General features: G+C 60.2%; 15 protein-coding genes. 7 read left to right on the top strand and 8 right to left on the bottom strand.

Features of this window, described 5'->3' with window-relative positions; genetic code table 11:
- Positions 1 to 97: 97 nt before the first annotated feature.
- A complete protein-coding gene (locus tag IB238_RS21925; RefSeq protein ID WP_192252149.1) occupies positions 98 to 580 on the bottom strand; it encodes a hypothetical protein in 483 nt (160 codons plus the stop codon).
- A gap of 642 nt (positions 581 to 1,222) precedes the next feature.
- Here IB238_RS21925 and IB238_RS21920 point away from each other — a divergent pair.
- The 4 genes from IB238_RS21920 to IB238_RS21905 all read left to right on the top strand — a co-directional run bounded on the left by IB238_RS21920 (position 1,223) and on the right by IB238_RS21905 (position 9,297).
- Positions 1,223 to 3,043: a hypothetical protein gene (locus tag IB238_RS21920; RefSeq protein ID WP_192252146.1), complete on the top strand. Its 1,821-nt coding sequence runs from the start codon at positions 1,223 to 1,225 to the stop codon at positions 3,041 to 3,043.
- Positions 3,044 to 3,143: 100 nt separating this feature from the next.
- Positions 3,144 to 5,162 (top strand): hypothetical protein, encoded by a 2,019-nt coding sequence (locus IB238_RS21915; RefSeq protein WP_192252143.1) that lies wholly within the window; start codon positions 3,144 to 3,146, stop codon positions 5,160 to 5,162.
- A 940-nt stretch (positions 5,163 to 6,102) separates the two neighbouring features.
- Positions 6,103 to 7,944, top strand: coding sequence for a type I secretion system permease/ATPase (locus IB238_RS21910; RefSeq protein WP_348648290.1), 1,842 nt, complete (start codon positions 6,103 to 6,105; stop codon positions 7,942 to 7,944).
- A gap of 12 nt (positions 7,945 to 7,956) precedes the next feature.
- Positions 7,957 to 9,297 carry an HlyD family type I secretion periplasmic adaptor subunit gene (locus IB238_RS21905; RefSeq protein WP_192252140.1) on the top strand — a complete coding sequence of 447 codons (1,341 nt, stop codon included), beginning with the start codon at positions 7,957 to 7,959 and terminating at the stop codon, positions 9,295 to 9,297.
- Positions 9,298 to 9,452: 155 nt separating this feature from the next.
- Here the strand turns inward: IB238_RS21905 and gdhA are convergent, their stop codons facing one another.
- Complete coding sequence (gene gdhA, locus IB238_RS21900) at positions 9,453 to 10,805, bottom strand: NADP-specific glutamate dehydrogenase (RefSeq protein ID WP_192252137.1); 1,353 nt, start codon at positions 10,803 to 10,805, stop codon at positions 9,453 to 9,455.
- Between the two features lie 390 nt (positions 10,806 to 11,195).
- Between gdhA and rnk the strand changes: the two genes are divergently transcribed.
- The 3 genes from rnk to IB238_RS21885 all read left to right on the top strand — a co-directional run bounded on the left by rnk (position 11,196) and on the right by IB238_RS21885 (position 14,341).
- A complete protein-coding gene (gene rnk, locus IB238_RS21895; RefSeq protein WP_192252134.1) occupies positions 11,196 to 11,591 on the top strand; it encodes a nucleoside diphosphate kinase regulator in 396 nt (131 codons plus the stop codon).
- Between the two features lie 376 nt (positions 11,592 to 11,967).
- Positions 11,968 to 13,065 (top strand): carboxynorspermidine decarboxylase, encoded by a 1,098-nt coding sequence (locus tag IB238_RS21890; protein WP_192252131.1) that lies wholly within the window; start codon positions 11,968 to 11,970, stop codon positions 13,063 to 13,065.
- Positions 13,066 to 13,102: 37 nt separating this feature from the next.
- Positions 13,103 to 14,341, top strand: a complete 1,239-nt coding sequence (locus IB238_RS21885; protein WP_192252128.1) for a saccharopine dehydrogenase family protein — start codon at positions 13,103 to 13,105, stop codon at positions 14,339 to 14,341.
- Positions 14,342 to 14,440: 99 nt separating this feature from the next.
- Here the strand turns inward: IB238_RS21885 and IB238_RS21880 are convergent, their stop codons facing one another.
- The 6 genes from IB238_RS21880 to IB238_RS21855 all read right to left on the bottom strand — a co-directional run bounded on the left by IB238_RS21880 (position 14,441) and on the right by IB238_RS21855 (position 19,774).
- A complete protein-coding gene (locus tag IB238_RS21880; protein WP_192252125.1) occupies positions 14,441 to 15,628 on the bottom strand; it encodes a saccharopine dehydrogenase NADP-binding domain-containing protein in 1,188 nt (395 codons plus the stop codon).
- 27 nt (positions 15,629 to 15,655) lie between these two features.
- The gene (locus IB238_RS21875) at positions 15,656 to 17,161 is read right to left on the bottom strand and encodes an aldehyde dehydrogenase family protein (protein WP_192252122.1); all 1,506 of its coding nucleotides are present in this window, start codon (positions 17,159 to 17,161) and stop codon (positions 15,656 to 15,658) included.
- A 245-nt stretch (positions 17,162 to 17,406) separates the two neighbouring features.
- Positions 17,407 to 17,754 (bottom strand): cupin domain-containing protein, encoded by a 348-nt coding sequence (locus IB238_RS21870; protein WP_246723766.1) that lies wholly within the window; start codon positions 17,752 to 17,754, stop codon positions 17,407 to 17,409.
- A gap of 15 nt (positions 17,755 to 17,769) precedes the next feature.
- The gene (locus tag IB238_RS21865; protein WP_192252119.1) at positions 17,770 to 18,117 is read right to left on the bottom strand and encodes a cupin domain-containing protein; all 348 of its coding nucleotides are present in this window, start codon (positions 18,115 to 18,117) and stop codon (positions 17,770 to 17,772) included.
- Between the two features lie 9 nt (positions 18,118 to 18,126).
- Positions 18,127 to 18,489, bottom strand: coding sequence for a cupin domain-containing protein (locus IB238_RS21860; protein WP_192252118.1), 363 nt, complete (start codon positions 18,487 to 18,489; stop codon positions 18,127 to 18,129).
- Positions 18,482 to 19,774 (bottom strand): glycosyltransferase, encoded by a 1,293-nt coding sequence (locus tag IB238_RS21855; protein ID WP_192252116.1) that lies wholly within the window; start codon positions 19,772 to 19,774, stop codon positions 18,482 to 18,484. The genes IB238_RS21860 and IB238_RS21855 overlap by 8 nt, the downstream gene beginning before the upstream one ends.
- Positions 19,775 to 19,814: the final 40 nt, after the last annotated feature.

Raw genomic sequence — 19,814 nt, 5'->3', positions numbered from 1 at the left:
CAAAACTATCGGATGTGGGCCCATATCGACACTGTGATATCCGTCCTAAGCCTTGCAGGCTAGACGAGCGGTCAATCAATCATCCACCCTGCGCATTCTACCTAGGGAAGCTATACTTCTCGGTTATATCCCACAGCCTGTGATTTAAGTCGATGAGCGAACGGATGCTCTCCTTGATGCGCGCCATCTCCAGGTTGTCGAGCGCTTCAACCTTACCGTACTTAACGTCATCCTTGCTGTCGAATATGCGCATCAACTGCGTCAATCCTTGGCCACTGTCCGGATCGAAGGAGTAGATGCAGTGATTGTACTTGTTTCTCAGCTTCGCCAATTCCGAGAACCGGCGCGTCGCATCCAGCACATCGTTGCGGCAATCGGCTGGCGTCTTCTGCATTTTCGCCAGCCGCTCGACGAGATCGATGCGCGCCCGCGTGGTATTCAAGGTCAGGAAAATGACAATGGCTGCTTCCTTGTCTGTCCTGGCAAGGCCGGCAATCATGTGGATTAGCAGGCTTTCCGTATTGGTCCATGTATAGTTAAGCTGCCCCACCAGGAGAAGTATTTCCTGAAATTTCTGCATTCCTTCACCTCCAGAACCTTCAGAAAGCATATTCCTAAGCTACTTCGTACGGCTATTCTTAATATTCACACCCGCCACCTCCATAGAGCTCCATCCATCAAGAGCGTCAAAGGGAGAGTGCTGGCCCAAGCAGCCTACCAGCGCTTCGAATTTTTCGTCGCAACCTGTAGCCTTAGGTTGAGACGGCTCAACTCATGGGGGTAGGAGGGGCCATGCCATCCCTACCTGCATCCTCAACACTACGAGAATTTCTGATAACCCGTGCTCGGTCAACAGCAGTACAGAGGCTCAACCGAGTACCCTCTACGCGCATACTAGTCGTACGTTCTAATTCGAATAGTCAGCTAATAACGCACTGAACCTCGCGACAGACTATCGCCCTGGCTCGGGTCAAGACACGGAATGTGAAGCGAGGCGGATGAGCCCGGTTACGACCAAATGAACCCGCCAAGCCCACTCCGTTCCGACCCGGTCCAGTAGGGAGGATTTGACATCATAAACCTCCGCAAGGTGGTGCGCGGCCGCGATACGGCGCCCGGGCACGACCAGCAGCATGACTCATGTTCAACTGCCGCACGGTGATGGCCCCAAGAAGATGAATGGCGGCCAAGCTGTTGTGGCTCCATGACAGAGGAAAGCGCTATGTCTAGAAATCGGGATCTTCTCAACTACGATCCAAGTCAGGAACAGCAGCAACAAGAACAGCAGCGCCAGCAGCAACAAGAGCAGCAGCGCCAGCAGGAACAGCAGCAACAGGATCAAACATCTAATCAGGACCAGACATCTACCCAGGACCAGACCCAGACGAGCGAGTCTGACAATTGGAACGGGAACCTGAATGGGAATGGAAACGGTAACCTGAACCTCAACGGGAATGGGAACGGCAACCTCAACCTTAACGGAAACGGCAATGCCAATCTCAACGGCAATGCCAACTGGAATTCAAGCGAGAATTCCAACGCCAATACCAACTCGAACACCAACACCAGCGCGACGACGGTCGGCGTTACCGTCGACGTCGGCCTGAACCTGGATGGCTTCCAGCCGACCGATAACGACTTTGCCGACGTCGATCAGACGGGGGACCACAACTCGATCGAAGGGATGTTCAACATCCAGTTCGACAATATCCTGAACAACTCTCTCACCGGCAGTGGCACCAACGTCGCGAACGTCTTCAGTCAGGTCGCCAACCTCCAGGACAACGACAAGATCGAGAACGCCAACGTTACGAATGAAGACACGGCCACCTTCAATGCCAACGCAACTGGCGGCACGGCCTATGCGGACGAAGGCATTAGCGCTGGCGGCAAGGGCGGTTCGGGTGGTGACGACGCCTACGCCAATGGCGGCAATGGCGGCTACGGCGGCTACGCCGACGGCGGCGACGGCCATGGCGGCGACGGAACCGGCGGAACGGCAACGAGCTCGGCCACCGGCGGCACGGCCAACGGCGGCGCGGCAACCGGCGGCGCAGGCTCGAGCGGCAACGCCAACAGCGGCGATGCCAATGGTGGCGCCGGCGCAGGTGGCGCGGGCGGCGCAGGTGGCGCTGGTCTCGGCCTCGGTCTCGGCCTCGGCCTCGGACTTGGCGCTGGGCTGGCACTCGCCGGTAGCGGTGCCGAAGGTGGAGACAACACCGCTGGCGATGGCGCATACGGCGGTGACGGCGGAAACGCTGACGGCGGCGGCGGCGGCGGTGGCGGCGGCGGCGGCGGCGGCGGCGATGGCGGCGATACCACGACCGGCGATGCAGGTGCGGCTGCCGGCAACCTCCTCGGCTTCCTCAGCCCGGCTCTCGCCGCGGCCGTCTCTGGCGTCGATGACTCGTCCAATGGCGGCGCTGGCGGTGCTGGCGGCGGCGGTGGTGCTGGTGGTGCTGGCGGCACTGGTGGTGCCGGTGGTGCTGGCGGTGCTGGCGGAAGTGCTACGGATGCCGGCGATGGCGGTTACGGCGGTGCCGCCACTGGATCGGGCAGCGGAACCGGAACTGGTACAGGTAACGGCTCTGGCACCGGTGGTGCCGGCGGTGCCGGTGGTGCCGGAACCGGTGGCAGTGCCACCAGCGGCTATGCGGACAGCGGTGACGCCAGCGGAGGCGACGCTTCGGCCAATGGCGGCACGGGCGGCCATGCACTCAGCGGCGCTTGGGCCGATGGCATCGGCGGCGACGGCTATGGCGGCTGGGCTTATGGCGGTGCTGGCGGTGCCGGCGGCGCTGGCGGGACGGCGACGAATGGTGACGGTGGTGCTGGCGGCGACGGCGGCCAGTGGGGCTCGAACAATGGCGATGACGGTTATGTCACCGGCACGAGCTCGGCTTCGGCCGATGCCGCAAACCACATCAGTGCCTTCAACCAGGAACTCGTTCTCGGCGCGAACCTGCAGCAGAACGCTGTCGACATGACCGTCGTTGGCGGAGACCTCAACCACACCATTGTCGGTGACGACGACAACGCATGACGCAATGCAGTGGCTTCGCCGTCCTGGCGAAGCCACTTTTGTTTGAACGTTGCAGTGCAGCGCTCACCCAGTGGCCAGCGTCGAAAGAGGGTTGCGTGTCATGACGGCAATGGACAAGATCACCGAAGAGATCGCCCATTTCATCGGCATGTTTCAGCTCAATGCCGAACGAGCAATTCAAAGGGATGCCTACGACGACTTCCTAGCTCGGAAGCCAGTCAATCCGGATTTGCCGGCGCCCGATTTGGACAAGTTGCCGTTTGCCGCGCCTTATGACTTTCTCGGCTACGACCCCGGCGTCAAGTACATGTCGCCCGGACCCGATCTCATCTACGTGCCTCCGTGGAAATTGCCGCTGCCGCAGTTGCCTTTTACCCCTTTCGATCTCGAACCATCCGGCTTCCCGCAGCCCCCTTGGCACACGCCGGACGGGTTCTCTGCCGTCGCACCTGCCCGCACGGTCCTACCGCCTGAACCCATCCCCCCCGGTTCGGTGGTTACCTACATCAACCAGACGATCCTGCTGTCCGACAACGACTATTTCAGCGTCGGCGGACATGGCCTTGTCTTTTCGCCCAATCCAGTGAGCATCGAAGAACTGCTTGATGCCGCAGGTTATGCCTATTCCCAGTCACCGATCGGAGATCTGGAGCGGCCAGGATCGAGCGCGGAAATCATTGAGACGATCAAGCAGGCGGGGACACAACTGAAGGACTTCGTCGCCGATCAGGATGGCCCGTTCGAAATCTTCGCAAAACAGGCGGACACAATCGAAGGCATCTATGTCAATGGCGAGCTCGTCGACGAGGCGCCCAAACTGAAGGACTACTACGAATTCGAGGACGACAAAGACAAAGACGAGGACGAGGACGGCGACACCTGGACGGCCAATGTGACCATCGGCAAAGACGGCACGTACGAGGTCAAGGCTTCGGTCACCCTTACGGCCGGCGACAATACACTGGTCAACGAGGCCATCCTGAAAAACCTCTGGGCCGGGGCAACGGTGACTGCCGTGGTTGGCGACTACGTCGAAGTCAACGCCATTGTCCAGGTCAATGCTCTGTGGAATGTCGACAAGATCACCGCCGACATCGGAAGCTGGTCCACCAACGGCACGGTCGACCAGGTATTCAACATTGCCGAGTTCGAGCGCATCGACAGTTCGACCGATGACGACAGTTCCGATGCCGATGTCGGCGGCTTCCCGAAGTACTGGTCGGTTACAAAGATCGACGGCGACCTGTTGATGGTGAACTGGCTCGAACAGTTCATCTTCAAGAGTGACAACGATATCGGCATTCTGTCGTCGTCCGGCGTCACGACAAGCGTGATTAGCGGCGGAAATCTGGGCGTCAACCAGACAAACATTCTCGAACTTGGCTTTTCCTACGATCTGATCATTGTCGGCGGCTCCGTTTACGACGCCAACCTCATCCAACAGATCAACGTGCTGTGCGACAACGATGTCGTGGGCGCTCTTCCGGGTTTTCAGACGACCGGCACGGGCACGGCTTCAAGCGGTGGGAACCTGCTGTGGAACGAGGCCTATATCGGCAACATCGGCGACTCGGACGGCTTCGAAGCCTTGCCGGCAAACTATCTGGCCACTGCGAAAGGGTTGGAAAACGGCGGAAACAGCATCTCCAAAGGCGTTTTGACGGACGACGCGTTCACCGGGCTTGAGGGATTGCGCGTTCTTTATATCAAGGGCGACCTGCTCAATCTGCAGTACATCAAGCAGACGAGTGTTCTTGGCGACAGCGACCAGATAGCGTTGGCGATGGATCAACTAAAGCCACATCTCGACGCCGACTGGTCCGTCTCGACCGGCGGAAACACACTGGTGAACCACGCCGCAATCCTTGACCTGGATTCTCTTGGCAAGACCTATGTGGGTGGCGAAAAATACTCCCAGGAGACACTCATCCAGGCGGAACTGATCTCGAACAAGCCCGACTTTGGCAGCCCGGATCCCAATGCGCTCGTGAGCGAGGCGGTGCTTTTTCTCGACGATTCGATGCTGGAGTCCACCCACGAAGCGGCACCGGGCGTTTACCTTCCTTCCGCCCACGAAGGGCAGACGGACGACGGGCTGCAACACCTACTCGGACATTGAGGGGGATACGATGTCAAACAACCGAAAGGGGGTTGCCGAGTCGACCGACGCCTATGTCCGGTTCGAGGAGGCTGTACAGCAATGCCGGAATGCCGCGGCTGAGGTCGATGTGGAGAGGGTAGAGCCCGCACAGCCAACTCGCGATACATCTCCCAGTCCGACACCGCTACCGGTCGGCGAACAGGAGCCATCGCACACTGCCGTTGACGCCACCAAGCCGATTGGGCAGCGCGTTGGTGGCATACGCGCGATATCCGGCCAAGGAAGCGACGTTGCACCGCCTGTCAGCGACAAAGAGCGTGGAAGTCATAAGGGCGGCGGCCTTTTGGACGAGACCGAAATATGCTCTGCGTATATCCCCTTCTGGAGCAGCGCCCACCGAAGCTTCGAGCCCACCCCATCCGGTTTGCGCCAAGGCGACGGCAAACCATCCGCGGACACGCGTTCCCAGCCTCTGACCCAAGTGGGCCGTCCCGCCGAACAGGTTTCGTTGCCCGTAGTTCCCTTGCCGCACCCGACCGCATCCGAATCGGTGATCCCACTGACACCGGCGAACTCGCCCTCCGGGAACAGTGCTCCGACCCCACAGTCGACCAAGCAATCTCCCGCGGAGGCCCCCGCAGTGCGCTCCAAGGAGACGGAGAAGAGTTCGCACCGGCCCTCCGTCAGCAATGGGCAGGAACAGGCGAGAAGCGACGCCAATCCAGTCAAGCCAGCGGAGCGCGTCATACCATTCAAGGGCACGACATTTGCGATCAAGACTCACGCAACAAGCAAATCGGACCTTGGTACTCAAGGTACATCGTCCGTTCCGTCGGACGTGTCTCGCCAGGTTCTCACAGAACAGCCCTCCCCCGCCAACGATCGGGCACAGCCGTCCGGAAAGGTCAGCCCGGAGCCGGCGCAACCAGAACCGACAGTGGCCAAGAGCTCGGAAGGCATGATCACGATCGAGGGCGACACAGGCCCGGTCAAGGCCGACGAGCGGTCCAGCAACAAACCGTTCTCCAGCGGCGGCGGGAAAGGATCGGGGACGGGTGGAGGGACGTTTCACAAGCGCCTCGGCCCTGTCGATTTTTCCGCGAGCCTCAAGGCCGGTCTCGATGCGGTGCGGCGCAACCTGATCGTCGTCATGATCTTCACGCTCGCCAGCAACGTGCTGGTGTTGGCAATTCCGATCTACCTCTTCCAGATTTCGGATCGCGTACTAACCAGTCGCTCGATGGATACCCTGATCATGCTGACGCTGGTCATCGTCGGCGCGATTGTCCTGCAGTCGATATTTGACGCCATTCGCCGCTTCATCCTGATGCGCACGGCTGTCGAGGTTGCTGCCCAACTGGGTGCACCCATTCTCAGTGCAGCGGCACGTGCCTCGCTTAACTCGAATGGTCGGGAGTACCAGACGCTGGGCGACTTGCAGCAGGTTCGCTCGTTCCTCGTCTCCAGGACCCTGCTGTCGTTTCTGGATGCACCGCTCGCCCCCCTCTTCGTCCTCGCTGTCTTCCTGATTCATCCGCATCTCGGCGCGATCGTGATCGCAACGGCCCTGCTGCTCCTGGCCTTCACGCTCATCAATCAAAAGTTGACTGCGGCTCAATTCGCGGAAGCGAACACAGCGCAGGTGAAGGCCAACCTTCATCTCGAATCCATGTCCCGCAATTCGCAGATCATCAATGCTTTGGCGATGATACCGGAGGCGGTACAGATCTGGGGCCGCGACACGGCTGCCTCGCTGAAGGCTCAGGTCCTTGCGCAAGACCGTAATATTGCGATCGCGGCGGCATCAAAGGGCGTTCGGCTATTGGCTCAGGTCGCGATGCTGGGTTGGGGCGCGCACTTAGCCATCCAGGGTGAAATGACGGGCGGTATGGTGATTGCTGCCTCGATCATCGCGGGGCGAGGACTGGCGCCGATCGAAGGGGCCATCGAAGGCTGGCACCAATACAGCCAGTCCCGTGCAGCCTATGGCCGCATATCCGCCCTGCTCAAAGCCTCGCCGCTGAATTTCGAACGTTTGAACCTGCCGCGGCCGGAGGGCCGGCTCGATGTCGAGCGGTTGCTCTATGTACCCGGCGGAACCAAGCGCGTCGTGCTCAACGGTATCTCGTTTGCGCTGCAACCGGGCGATTCATTGGCGGTCATCGGCAATTCCGGGGCGGGAAAGACCACACTCGGCAAGATGCTGGTTGGCTCGATCCTTCCTACGTCTGGAAACGTTCGCCTCGATCTCATGGATCTGAGAAACTGGGATCAGCGGCAGTTCGGCGAGAATATCGGCTATCTGCCACAGGACGTGCAGCTGTTTCCGGGAACGATCAAGGCAAATATCGCCCGGATGCGCGAGGACGCCACCGACGAGCAGATCTATAAGGCTGCGATGCTGGCCGACGTGCACGAGATGATCGCAACGCTGCCACACGGCTACGAGACGATGGTCGCAGCAGATGGTGCGCCACTTTCCGGAGGTCAAAAGCAGCGCATCGCGCTGGCCCGTGCGTTCTTCGGCGACCCCCACATGATCGTTCTCGACGAGCCCAACTCGAACCTCGACAGTGCCGGCGATGCCGCCCTCATGCGTGCGCTGCAGCATGCGAAGGAACACAAGATCACGATGATCACGATCACGCAGCGTCCATCTCTTCTGAACAGCGTCGACAAGGTGCTGCTGCTGGTCAACGGTACCGTCGCGCTGTTCGGCATGCGTCAGGATGTGCTGAAAGCGCTGGAAGCACGCGGTATAAACGTCGACACCAGCTCGTTCGGCCATCTCTTGCAGTAGGAGCATCCGAGCATGTCCGACATAGCCAAGGTCCACGACATCGAGTGGTATTCCGAAGTCCCGCGCTCAATCCGCAAGCAGTTGATATTCGGAATGATCCTGTTGTGCGTGACCTTCGGCGGCTTCGGAGTCTGGGCCTTCACCGCCCCGCTAGCCGCTGCCGTCATCGCACAAGGCAGTTTTGTCGCGACAGGGCGCAACAAGGTCGTGCAGCACTACGAAGGCGGCATCATCAAGGAACTGCTGGTCAACGAGGGTGACGAGGTGGTGGAAGGCCAGCCGCTGATCAAGCTCGACGAGACGGCGGCCCTTGCCAAGGAGCGGGAGTTGTTCCTGCGTCGCATCAGACTGGAGGCTTCCGTCGCACGATTGACGTCACAGTTCGAAAATGACGAACAGATGGAAGTTTCCGATCTGCTCGACAAGTATCGCAGCGATTCGGAAGTCTGGTCGATCGTCGTGAACCAGCAGCTCAATTTCAAAGCCCAGCGTATGAAGCAATCCAACGAACTGTCGCTGCTTCGCCAGAACATCAAGGCTCTGGAATTCCGAAGCATCGGCTACACCAAGCAGCGCAACGCAATCACCGAGCAATTGTCGCTGCTGAGGGAAGAGCACCAGAACAAGAAGAAGCTGGTGAACATGGGATTGCTGCGGCTGACCGAAATGAAAGCCATCGAAAGGGCGATGGCCGATGCCCAAGGGCAGATCGGCAGGCTGGAAGCGGAGGTTGCCGAGACACAGGCACAAATCGTGAAGGGGCAGCAGGAAATCAGCCGGGCCGAGGTCACCTATCGGGAAGATGCGCTCGACAAACTGCAGGCTATCCAGGGCGAGCTCGACACCGTGCGAGAGCAGGCCCGACAGGCCGAAAACATTCTCCGGCGCGTTACAATCATTGCCCCGGTCACCGGCACGGTGATCCGCACGTTCTATCACACGCCGGGTGGCGTCATTGAAAGCGGCAAAGGGATCCTGGAAATATTGCCGAAAGGCGTGCCGCTAATTATCGAAGCCCAGATCCCACGCAACAGTATCGACAGCGTCGCAGTCGGACAGACGGCAACCGTCCGCCTCGTCGCCCTCAACCAGAGGACGACTCCGGTCCTGCATGGTGAATTGTTCTACATTTCGGCCGATGCGCTCGAAGACAGCAAGCCCGGCATGCCGGCTCATGACGTCTATCTGGCACGTATAGACATTCCAGCAAGTGAATTGGCAAAGGTTAAGGGGTTTCATCCAACCCCAGGGATGCCGGCGGAGGTAATGATCCAGACCGCGCAAAGGACCTTCTTCAGCTATCTGGTGAAGCCGATCACCGACAGCATGTCCAGAGCCTTCACCGAGCGCTGACTTTTTCGAGTGTGACCGGATATCTGGTCGAACGGAGGAACGTTCCGAGAAAGCGGGGGCTGTGATCCCGCCTTCTTTGCCGTGCCCCAGCATCGAACCGATCAGGTCTGCCCTTCGGGCAATGCCAGGGATCTCGATGGCTTTACCGGCTCGCGTCAGATCACGCCGAGCGCGTCCATCGCCTCGGCCACGCGGACGAAGCCAGCGATGTTGGCGCCGAGGACGTAATCGCCGGGTGCGCCATATTCCTCCGCGGTCTCGGCACAACGATCATGGATATCGCGCATGATGGTCGCAAGGCGTGTTTCCGTCTGCTCGAACGTCCAGCTGTCACGCGAGGCGTTCTGCTGCATCTCCAGTGCCGAGGTCGCAACACCGCCGGCGTTTGCCGCCTTGCCGGGCGCAAACTGCACGCCGGCCTCCTGGAAGACACGCACGGCCTCGGGCGTGCACGGCATGTTCGCGCCTTCGCCGACGGCAATGACGCCGTTCTTGACGAGGGTTCGTGCATCCCGCCCCGTGAGTTCGTTTTGCGTAGCGGACGGCATAGCCACGTCACAGGGCACGTCCCAGACGGAACCACCCTCGACATAGTGCACACCAGCGCCACCCTTCAGGCGTGCATACTCGGCGATACGGGCCCGGCGAACCTCCTTGATCTCCTTGACCAGTTTGAGGTCGATGCCGGCTTCATCGACGATGTAGCCGTTCGAATCGGAGCAGGCGACGATCTTGCCACCAAACTCGAGCACTTTCTCCATCGTGTAGATAGCAACGTTGCCAGAGCCGGAAACCGATACCCGCTTTCCTTCAAAGTCCTCACCCTTGGTGCCGAGCATCCGCTGCACGAAATAGGTCGCCCCGTAGCCGGTCGCTTCCTTGCGGGCGCGCGATCCGCCGTAGAAGAGCGCCTTGCCGGTAAGTACACCCGCTTCGTAGCGGTTGGTCAGCCGCTTGTACTGGCCGAACATATAACCGATCTCGCGGCCACCGACGCCAATGTCGCCCGCGGGGACGTCTGTGTATTCGCCCAGGTGGCGGTGCAATTCCGTCATGAAGGATTGGCAGAAACGCATGATCTCGCGATCCGACCTGCCTCTCGGATTGAAGTCCGATCCGCCCTTTCCGCCACCGATCGGCATGCCCGTCAGCGCGTTCTTGAACGTCTGTTCGAAGCCGAGGAACTTGATGATCCCGACGTTCACAGACGGATGGAAGCGGATGCCGCCCTTGTAAGGACCGAGTGCCGAGTTGAACTGGACGCGAAATCCGCGATTGATCTGGACTTGGCCGGCATCGTCAATCCACGGCACCCGGAATATGATCTGGCGTTCCGGTTCGCAAATGCGTTCGATGAGTGCGTTTTCGGCGTAACGCGGATGTTTGGCTACCACACGTCCGAGGCTTTCAAGAACCTCGCGGACGGCTTGATGGAACTCAACTTCACCTTCATTACGCCGCAGAACCTCCGTTAGGATTGGTTCCAACTTCTCATCGACATTGGTCATCACGCTCTCCAGGCGCCGATGTTTAACAAGGCAATTGTTGGCGCCGAAGGGGACCTATCGGAATCTCACGGCAATTTGAACCGGAAATTGACGGAAGGTCAGAAAGGAAGTTTGTGACGGGCGCGCGCACAGCCTCCTTGACACCCGATCGCCGAGCGGCGATCATTAACGAATGACTATGAGCCAGATCATCCGTATCGGTCACCGATACAAAAATTGTCCAATCGCAGGACATTAGCCCGAATCCGGTCGCTGTCGCGCCCTGGGTATCGGGGAGCATACTAGTCATCTTCTGCAACGCGCGACACCAATCCACCTAAAACATGCACTCGCTGCAGCGCCCGTGCCGTGCGCGCGAGCGAAACCTTGCAGAATTGAACAGGAGTTTTCATGAGCAAGCCGTCGATCTATGTCCGGGAGGCCGACTATGCGCGCCTCAACGATCTGGCTCAGGCAGCACTCGACCGCAACTTCGAAGTGGCGGACGAACTGCTAGGAGAATTGGAACGCGCGTCGGTCCTGCCTAGCGATCAGGTTTCCACCGACACCGTCCAGATTGGCTCGACCGTCACCTATGAGACGGAAAGCGGTCAGACCAGAACGGTAACGCTCGTCTATCCCGGCGAAGCGGATATCGAGCAGGCGAAGGTATCGGTTCTCACCCCCATCGGCGTAGCCCTTCTCGGCCTGGCTCCGGGACAGGCCATCGATTGGCGAGCGCGGGATGGCCAGAACCACCAGTTGAAGATCGTGGAAGTGAAGGATCACGCCGCGACAGGAGCCTGACACGCCGCGCTCCGCCGCGCCTGCCCGCAAGCCTTCTCAGAAGGCAGGATGGCCGCTATGCGATGGTTCACCTGTGCCTTGACTCCGCGGGCTTGCGGACTTAGATGGCGCCATGCTGACGTTCTTCTCTCATCGCGGGCAGAGGCTGTTGCGATTGAAAACGCGATTTTAGCCCGGCCGTTGCAACCGTTGTCCGCGGCCGGGACGAAGAAGCGCGCAAATTGCTCCCATCCGCTGAGAGTAGACTGATTTCGTCGCCGCACCGAGGTGCAGGACGCCGGCGGCGCTTTCCGAATTAAAGTTGAAATCCGTATCGGCACCTCCCTTGCGGGAGAAAGCCGGGATGTTTTCCATCTGACGAAAGACACGAAGCTCCATGATCCAGACGCCTTATTATCTGATCGACAAATCGAAGCTTCTCCAGAACATGGAGAAGATCGCGAAGGTGCGGGAGATATCCGGCGCTAAGGCACTGCTGGCGTTAAAATGCTTCGCGACCTGGTCGGTCTTCGATCTGATGCGCGACTACATGGATGGCACCACCTCGTCTTCGCTCAATGAGGTGCGGCTCGGGCACGAACGGTTCGGCAAGGAAACGCACGCCTACTCCGTCGCCTACGCTGATTATGAGATCGACGAAGTGGTCAGCCATGCCGACAAGATCATCTTCAACTCTATCGGACAGTTGGAGCGCTTTGCCGAAAAGGCGTCTGGCATCGTTCGCGGCCTGCGCCTCAATCCGCAGATCAGCTCGTCCAGCTTCGACCTCGCCGACCCGGCCCGCCCCTTCTCGCGCCTTGGCGAATGGGACGTGAGCAAGGTCGAAAAGGTCATGGACCGGATCTCCGGCTTCATGATCCACAACAACTGCGAGAATTCCGACTTCGATCTGTTCGACCGGATGCTCGGCTCGATCGAGGAGAAGTTCGCGCCGCTCCTGCAGAGGGCCGAGTGGGTGAGCCTCGGCGGCGGCATCCACTTCACCGGCGACAACTATCCGCTGGAACTTTTCGCCGAGCGGCTGAAGCGCTTTTCCGGCGAGTATGGTGTCCAGGTCTATCTGGAACCCGGCGAGGCCTCGATCACCAAGTCGACCACGCTCGAAGTGACCGTGCTCGACACGCTGTTCAACGGCAAGAACCTCGCGATCGTCGACTCGTCAATCGAGGCGCACATGCTGGACCTTCTGATCTACCGCGAAAGCGCAAAGATCGCGCCCAACAAGGGGCCGCACCGCTGGATGGTCTGCGGCAAGTCGTGCCTGGCCGGGGACATCTTCGGCGAGTTCGATTTCGAGAACGACATCAAGGTCGGCGACCGGATTTCGATCCAGGACACTGCCGGTTATACGATGGTCAAAAAGAACTGGTTCAATGGCGTGAAGATGCCGGCGATCGCCATCAAGGAACTGGATGGCAGCATCAGAACTGTCCGTGAATTCACCTACGCGGACTACGAACAGAGCCTCTCCTGAGGTTTCAGCTCACGGGTAGAAGGAGATATCCCCCGAAATGAAAAAGAACGTTCTCATCATCGGCGCCGGTGGCGTGGCACAGGTCGTGGCGCATAAATGCGCCCAGAACAACGATGTATTGGGAGACATTCATATCGCTTCGCGCACCAAAGCGAAGTGCGAGGCGATTATCGCATCGGTGAATGAGAAGAAGGCGATGAAGCAGCCGGGTGTCCTCGAAGCCCACGCGCTGGACGCCCTCGACATCGAGGCGACGAAGGCGCTGATCAAGAAGTCCGGCGTCCAGATCGTCATCAACGTCGGCACCGCCTTCCTCAACATGTCGGTGCTGCGCGCCTGCATGGATACCGGCGTCGCCTATATCGACACGGCGATCCACGAAGAGCCGGGCAAGATCTGCGAGACCCCGCCGTGGTATGGAAACTACGAGTGGAAGCGCGCGGAAGAGTGCAAGGAGAAGGGCATCACCGCCATTCTCGGCGCCGGGTTCGACCCGGGTGTCGTCAACGCCTACGCCAAGCTGGCCAAGGACGAGTATCTCGACAAGGTGACCGACGTCGACATCGTCGACATCAATGCCGGCAGCCATGGCAAGTATTTCGCCACGAACTTCGACCCGGAGATCAATTTCCGCGAATTCACTGGCGTCGTCTATTCCTGGCAGAAGGGCGAGTGGCAGACGAACAAGATGTTCGAGATCGGCAAGGAATACGACCTGCCGGTGGTCGGCAAGCGTAAGGCCTATCTCTGCGGCCATGACGAGGTTCACTCACTCGCCAAGAACATGGACGGCGCCGACGTGCGCTTCTGGATGGGTTTTGGCGACCACTACATCAACGTCTTCACCGTCCTGAAGAACATCGGCCTGCTCTCCGAGCAGCCGGTCAAGACGGCCGAAGGCCAGGAAGTCGTGCCGCTCAAGCTGGTCAAGGCCTGCCTGCCCGATCCGGCATCGCTCGCTCCGGAATACGAAGGCAAGACCTGCATCGGCGACTACGTGAAGGGCACCAAGGACGGCAAGGAACGGACAGTGTTCATCTACAACGTCGCCGACCACAAGGAAGCCTATAACGAGGTTGGCTCACAGGGCATCTCCTACACCGCAGGCGTGCCAGCGGTCGCAGCTGCCATGATGGTCGCCAACGGCGAATGGGACGTCAAGCGGATGGCAAACGTCGAAGAACTGCCGCCGAAGCCGTTCCTTGCGGTCCTCGGCAAGATCGGCCTTCCCACCTGGATCCAGGAAAACGGCCAGGAACAGTTGCTGTTCGGCTGATCATTCGTTGATCGCTGTTTGAGGCAAAGGACCCGCGGTTATCCCGCGGGTCTTTTTTGTTGATGCGGTCCGATGCGGAAGGAACGCCGAAGACCTCGCTCAGGAAATCGTCTTCGAGATCCGGAATTTGCGCTTCTCCAGTTCAGGGAAGTAGGTCGCAACGTCGAAATAGCTTTCCGGCGCATACACGCCCGGCTTTTTCGGGTGCTTCAGGATCAACTGCGCCGCGATCGAGGCATTCATCGAGGTGCAGGCGTCGACATAGGGGGCATACATCGGATCCGGCGATACGGTCACCTCGACACGCACGGTCGCGGGCTTGCCGGCCTTGCGGCCCCTGCCGATGGCAAAGTGGATCTCGTGGCTGTCCTGCGCCGGGATCTTGTCCGTGTTGTTTTTGATGTTGCGCTCGATCACCTTGTTGAGAACGTCAAGCGGCTTGACGCTGACACCGCCGATCTCGACCGGCTCGTTGAAATCGCCGAAGCCGGCCTTCACCAACCCGACCCAGGCCTCGTGCTCGCGATGCGGCAGATGGAGTTTCCAGGAAAATTCCTTGATCCCCTTTTCCTTTATGCCATCGGCCAACGGGACGGTGAGCTGTTCCGAGTGCGGCGAATGCATGAATTCGCAGCGCCCCCATGGCTCGGGCAGATCAAGAAACTCTCCGCCGCTCATTGGCGGGCATTCGACATGTTTGCCACCATAGAACTGAGTGCTCGGATGAGCATACTCCGCCAATACCGTCGAAACGCTGTAGGGCGGGACGAGGACCGGGTTCTCGTCGCCCGTCAGTTCCGCCGCCCAGTAGAGATTGATCCTGTCGATCTCGTCGAGTTCATCGGCAACCGCGCGGCAGATGACGTTTGACATGCCGGGGTCGGCACCGACGCCGATGACGGCGGTCACGCCCGCGGCCTTGAAGCGCTCGTGCTCGGCAAGCTGCTTGACCGTGTAGGTGCCGAGACCACCGAGATCGACGTAGGGTACCTTGGCCGCTAGCGCCGCCTCGAAGATCTTCATCTGGAAACCGAGCAGGGTCGGCACGCAGTTGATGCAGATGTCGGCGCCTGAGATGGCGGCAGAAAGCGCGGCCGGATCGGTGACGTTGAGGTCGACGAGTTCGATGCGCGGGTCGCCGAGTTCCTTGGCCAACGCTTCCATTTTCTCACGTGAGGCGTCGCAGAGGCGGATCTTGGTGATGTCGATGATGGCACGGTCGGAAACGAGGTCGCGCACGATGCCCGCACCCATAAAGCCAGCGCCGCCGAGAAGGGTGATGATCATTGTCTGTTCCTTTTCAAAGCATTTTTGTCAGACGTGCTTGCGGCCTTCGGCCTCATAGAACCACTCGTCCGGATAGGGATACCACCAGCCCTGAACAACCGGTTTGTGGTCGATGATGACCATTTTCGAGCGGCGGAAGGCGTCGAGGCCAAGCTTCGACAGTTCGCGGCCAAGACCGGATTTTTTCCAGCCGCCGAATGGCAGCGCGTCGTTGTCGATCAGCGGGTTGTTGACCCAGACCATGCCGGCCTCCAGCCGATCCGCTGCCTCCATCGCCTCCTCCAGCGAGGTGGTGAAGACAGAGGCGCCGAGGCCGAACTCGCTGTCGTTGGCCCGCTCGATCGCTTCGTCGAAATCCTTCACCTTCATGATCGCGGCCACGGGGCCGAAGCATTCTTCCCGCATGATCGCCATGTCCGGCGTGCAGCCGGTCAGAATGGTTGGCTCATAGAACCAGCCGACCGGCTCGCTCTCCGGAATTTTTCCACCGCAGACCACCGTTGCACCCTTGGCCTTCGCGTCCTCGACCAGCCGGATCACCTTGCTCCGCGCCGTTTCCGAGACGACCGGTCCGATCTCCGCCTTGGAGAGCCCGTTACCGATGCGAAGCCGCTTCGTTTCAGCGGCAAAATTCTCCACAAAGGCATCGTGTACGCTCTCGACGACGAAGAAGCGCTCGGCCGAGGTGCAGACCTGGCCGGACATATGGAAGGCGGCCGTGACGGCGCCGGCAGCGGCCACGGCGATTGGCGCATGCGCCGTGATGATCATCGGATCGGAGCCGCCTGCCTCGATCACGGCCGGCTTCATCTGGCCGGCCGCTGCCATCGCCACGGCCTTGCCCGCCGCAACAGAGCCGGTGAAGGCGACGGCGTGCGTCTTCGGCGAGGCGACCAGCGCCTCACCGAGTTCGACCCCGCCCGGCAGGCAGGCGATCAGTCCGGCCGGCAGGGCCTCGAAAACATGCATGAACTCCAGCGTCGACAGCGTGGTTGCCGGAGCCGGCTTGATGATGCAGCCGTTGCCTGACGCAAGCGAGGCGGCGACCGTCCAGCACATCAAAAGGATCGGGAAATTAAACGGCATGATGTGGACGCTGAGCCCCAGCGGCTCGTAGCGCGCGTGCTGGAAGGAGCCGGCCTGCGTCGTACCCGCAACCTTGCCGGCCTCGTCGCGCGCCATCTCGGCGAAGTAGCGGAAGGCGCCGGCGCAATTGGCCACCTCGCCGATCGCTTCGGGATAGGGCTTGCCCATCTCGCGCGACATCAGCTCGGCACAGCGACGCATGTCGGTCGCCTCGATTCTGTTGGCGATCCGGTGCAGGATTGTTGCGCGCGACTTGGCGTCGAGCCTTTTCCAGTCGCGTTGGGCGACAGTGGCGGCATCAAGCACGGCGTCCATCTGGTCGGGTGTCGTGTTGGCAAACTCGCCGACCTTGGTGAGCCGTGCCGGGTCAATTACCTGATGGTGTTTGCCCGTGGACGGCACATAGTCCGGGTGCCGGTAGAAGACGGGCTCGGCGGGGTTGAACATGGTCGTTCCTCTCTGGTCGGGGACGGGTTGACCCGCCTTCGCTTTATCGGAGCGGATGAGTTCCGGGCGTTCGCCCCTCACCCTGCCCCTCTCCCCGCAAGCGGGGAGAGGGAATGGCGACGCGTTGGCGGCTCTCGTCCTTCTTCCCATTCACGGGGAGAAGGCAGGCGGCTGAGGGGCGACTGGCAAAGCGGAAAGCCACCTGATGCGGCAAGGTTGGAACGTCGCCCGCTCGCCTCACCCGCTCAGCGGATCATGTAGACCTTCTTGATCGTCTCATGGACGGTGCACTCGCCCTTCCAGTCCTGTGGGAAGAAGGCGGCCGTGTCGGGAGTGATCTCGATCACCTCGCCGCTCTCGTGCACATAGGTGCAGCGGCCTTCGAGGAAGTGGCAGAACTCGTCGCGGGTGACGTGGCAGAACCATTTGCCCGGTGTGCAGACCCACAGGCCGCACTCGGATTCGCCGTTCGATCCCTTGTGGATCACCTTGCCGGAGGTGCGGCTTTCGCCTTCGATCATCGTCGGGATGACGCCCCAGTCGACAAGATCGGTTTGCTCGAGCGGCTTCTTCATGAAGGGTGTGATGGGCATGAATATTTCCTTTTGTCAGTCGCCGCGGCTCATGAAGGCCTTGGTCAGGGTTTCGGTGATGATGGACGTCCCCGTCCAGCCACCGGGAAAGAAGACGGCGGAACCCGCACGCACCGGGATTTCCTCGCCGCTCTCGTGGACATAGGTTCCCTTGCCGCCGAGGAAGTAGCAGAACTCGTCGCTGGCGATGGTGATCTTGCGGGTGCCCGGCGTACAGGACCAGATGCCGCATTCGCTGGAACCGTCACTGTTGGCCGAAAGCACCTTCCCGCTCATGTGCGGATTGCCATCTGTGGATGTGGCACTTGGACCCCAATCGTCAAGCGCGACGGTTGTGGTATCGGGCCAATAGGGTGTGGTCATCAGGCTACCTCAAACAAGCATGTAGATGTTGCGCATCGTCTCGATGACGGTGCACTCGCCGGTCCAGCCGCCTGGAAACATCACGACGGTGCCGGCTTCGACCTCGATCAGTTCGCCGTCGTCAGAGCGGTAGACCGCCCTACCCGCGACGAAATGACAGAATTCGTCGCGCGGGATCGACAGCCGCCAGCGGCCGGGCGTGCAGACCCAGATGCCGCTTTCGGGCTGATTGTTCGGCCCCTTGAAAACGAGGCGCCCTGACGAATGCGACTGGCCCTCGATACTGTCGGGCTGGCTGCCCCAGTCCACGAGATCGGAATAGGTGGTGGCGCCATAGATGTGCGGCGCCGTGGATTTCGTCGTTTCAGCCATTGAACCTGCCCGTTTTGACCAATTCATCGAGAACACCCGCGGCCTTCTTCGGACCGTTGCGGGCCTGCATGTGGGCGCTGGTGGCAGCGAGCCTGGTCTTCATCGCCGGATTGTTTATGCAGGCGTCAAGCTTTGCGGCAAGGTCGGCATCGGTCCAGTCGTAGCGCGGCATCTTGAAGCCGTGGCCGGTCTCGTCGACGCGGGTGGCATTGTCGTGGCCATCCCAGACATAGGGCATGATGATGGCCGGCTTGCCGAAGTAGAGGCATTCGGTGAACGAGTTGTTGCCGCCATGGTGGATGACCGCGTCCACCTGCGGAATGACGGAGGGCTGAGGGAACCAGCTGTCGACGATAACGTTACCCGGCAGGTTCCCGTACTCGCCCTTGTAGTCGCCGACATTGACCAGCGCGCGATAGGGCAGCTTGCCGATCGTCGAAATCAGCCGCTTCAGCAGGTCCGTATCGCCGGCGCCGAGCGAACCGAAGGAGATGTAGATCAGCGGCTTGTCATTATTTGAGGCGAAGGTAGGCACCTCGTAGGGCTGTTCCTTGCGCACGCAACCTTCGAGATACTGGAACTGCTTCGGATCGAGCGGATGTTCACGATGGAATTTCACCGACTCCGGATAGAGCAGGAGGTTCATGTAGGGCGAGGCCTCGAAGAACTGGCCGATCGGATAGGCGCTCTCGCCGTTTTCGGAAAGGAAGGCATTGAAATCGTCGTGGATCGGCTTGATCACGGCGTTGAACCGGTCGCGATAGGCCGCGTGGCCCTCGTAGTCTTTCTCGCCGCAACCGGAGAGATGCGGTGGGATCTTCGGGTCCTCGATCTCGTTTTCCGAGCAGGAAATGATGCGCACCCAGGGCTTGCCGTATTGCTTGATCGCCGGGAAAAGGATGACGTTGTCGACGCAGATCAGGTCCGGCTGGATCCTGTCGAGCACCCGGGGCAAATCCTTCTGCGCCCACTTGGCGCTGTCGACGATCGCCGTCCAGCAATCCTTCACATAGTTGCCGACCTGATCGATCGGGGACTTGCGGAAGTTCGGGATGTGGCCGTTGATGAAGTCCTCCCAGAACTTCGCCATCTGCTCCGGCGGCATCGGCTCCGACAGGTTCACCGGATGGGCCTCGAAACCGTAGCCCTCATAGACCGAGACGAAACCCGGATCGGAGAGGAACACGGCCTTGTGGCCGAGCGCCTGCACCGCCTGAGCGATGCCCACCGAGTTCAGCGCCGGCCCGAAGGCCGCTTCCGGAAAAAATGCAATAGTCTTGGACATGTGTTCCCTCTTTTATGGTGTTCTTGAAATCCTGCCCCCG

It is taken from the genome of Rhizobium sp. ARZ01 (assembly GCF_014851675.1).
In the GTDB taxonomy this organism is placed as follows: domain Bacteria; phylum Pseudomonadota; class Alphaproteobacteria; order Rhizobiales; family Rhizobiaceae; genus Mycoplana.
Note: the sequence above shows the minus strand (reverse complement) of the source record. Positions and strands in the feature narration are given on the sequence as shown.

Bases quoted from the DNA above. Each gene is read 5' to 3' on its own strand.
- IB238_RS21925 (WP_192252149.1), bottom strand. From the start codon at position 580: ATGCAGAAATTTCAGGAAATACTTCTCCTGGTGGGGCAGCTTAACTAT.
- IB238_RS21920 (WP_192252146.1), top strand. From the start codon at position 1,223: ATGTCTAGAAATCGGGATCTTCTCAACTACGATCCAAGTCAGGAACAG.
- IB238_RS21915 (WP_192252143.1), top strand. From the start codon at position 3,144: ATGACGGCAATGGACAAGATCACCGAAGAGATCGCCCATTTCATCGGC.
- IB238_RS21910 (WP_348648290.1), top strand. From the start codon at position 6,103: ATGATCACGATCGAGGGCGACACAGGCCCGGTCAAGGCCGACGAGCGG.
- IB238_RS21905 (WP_192252140.1), top strand. From the start codon at position 7,957: ATGTCCGACATAGCCAAGGTCCACGACATCGAGTGGTATTCCGAAGTC.
- gdhA (WP_192252137.1), bottom strand. From the start codon at position 10,805: ATGACCAATGTCGATGAGAAGTTGGAACCAATCCTAACGGAGGTTCTG.
- rnk (WP_192252134.1), top strand. From the start codon at position 11,196: ATGAGCAAGCCGTCGATCTATGTCCGGGAGGCCGACTATGCGCGCCTC.
- IB238_RS21890 (WP_192252131.1), top strand. From the start codon at position 11,968: ATGATCCAGACGCCTTATTATCTGATCGACAAATCGAAGCTTCTCCAG.
- IB238_RS21885 (WP_192252128.1), top strand. From the start codon at position 13,103: ATGAAAAAGAACGTTCTCATCATCGGCGCCGGTGGCGTGGCACAGGTC.
- IB238_RS21880 (WP_192252125.1), bottom strand. From the start codon at position 15,628: ATGATCATCACCCTTCTCGGCGGCGCTGGCTTTATGGGTGCGGGCATC.
- IB238_RS21875 (WP_192252122.1), bottom strand. From the start codon at position 17,161: ATGTTCAACCCCGCCGAGCCCGTCTTCTACCGGCACCCGGACTATGTG.
- IB238_RS21870 (WP_246723766.1), bottom strand. From the start codon at position 17,754: ATGCCCATCACACCCTTCATGAAGAAGCCGCTCGAGCAAACCGATCTT.
- IB238_RS21865 (WP_192252119.1), bottom strand. From the start codon at position 18,117: ATGACCACACCCTATTGGCCCGATACCACAACCGTCGCGCTTGACGAT.
- IB238_RS21860 (WP_192252118.1), bottom strand. From the start codon at position 18,489: ATGGCTGAAACGACGAAATCCACGGCGCCGCACATCTATGGCGCCACC.
- IB238_RS21855 (WP_192252116.1), bottom strand. From the start codon at position 19,774: ATGTCCAAGACTATTGCATTTTTTCCGGAAGCGGCCTTCGGGCCGGCG.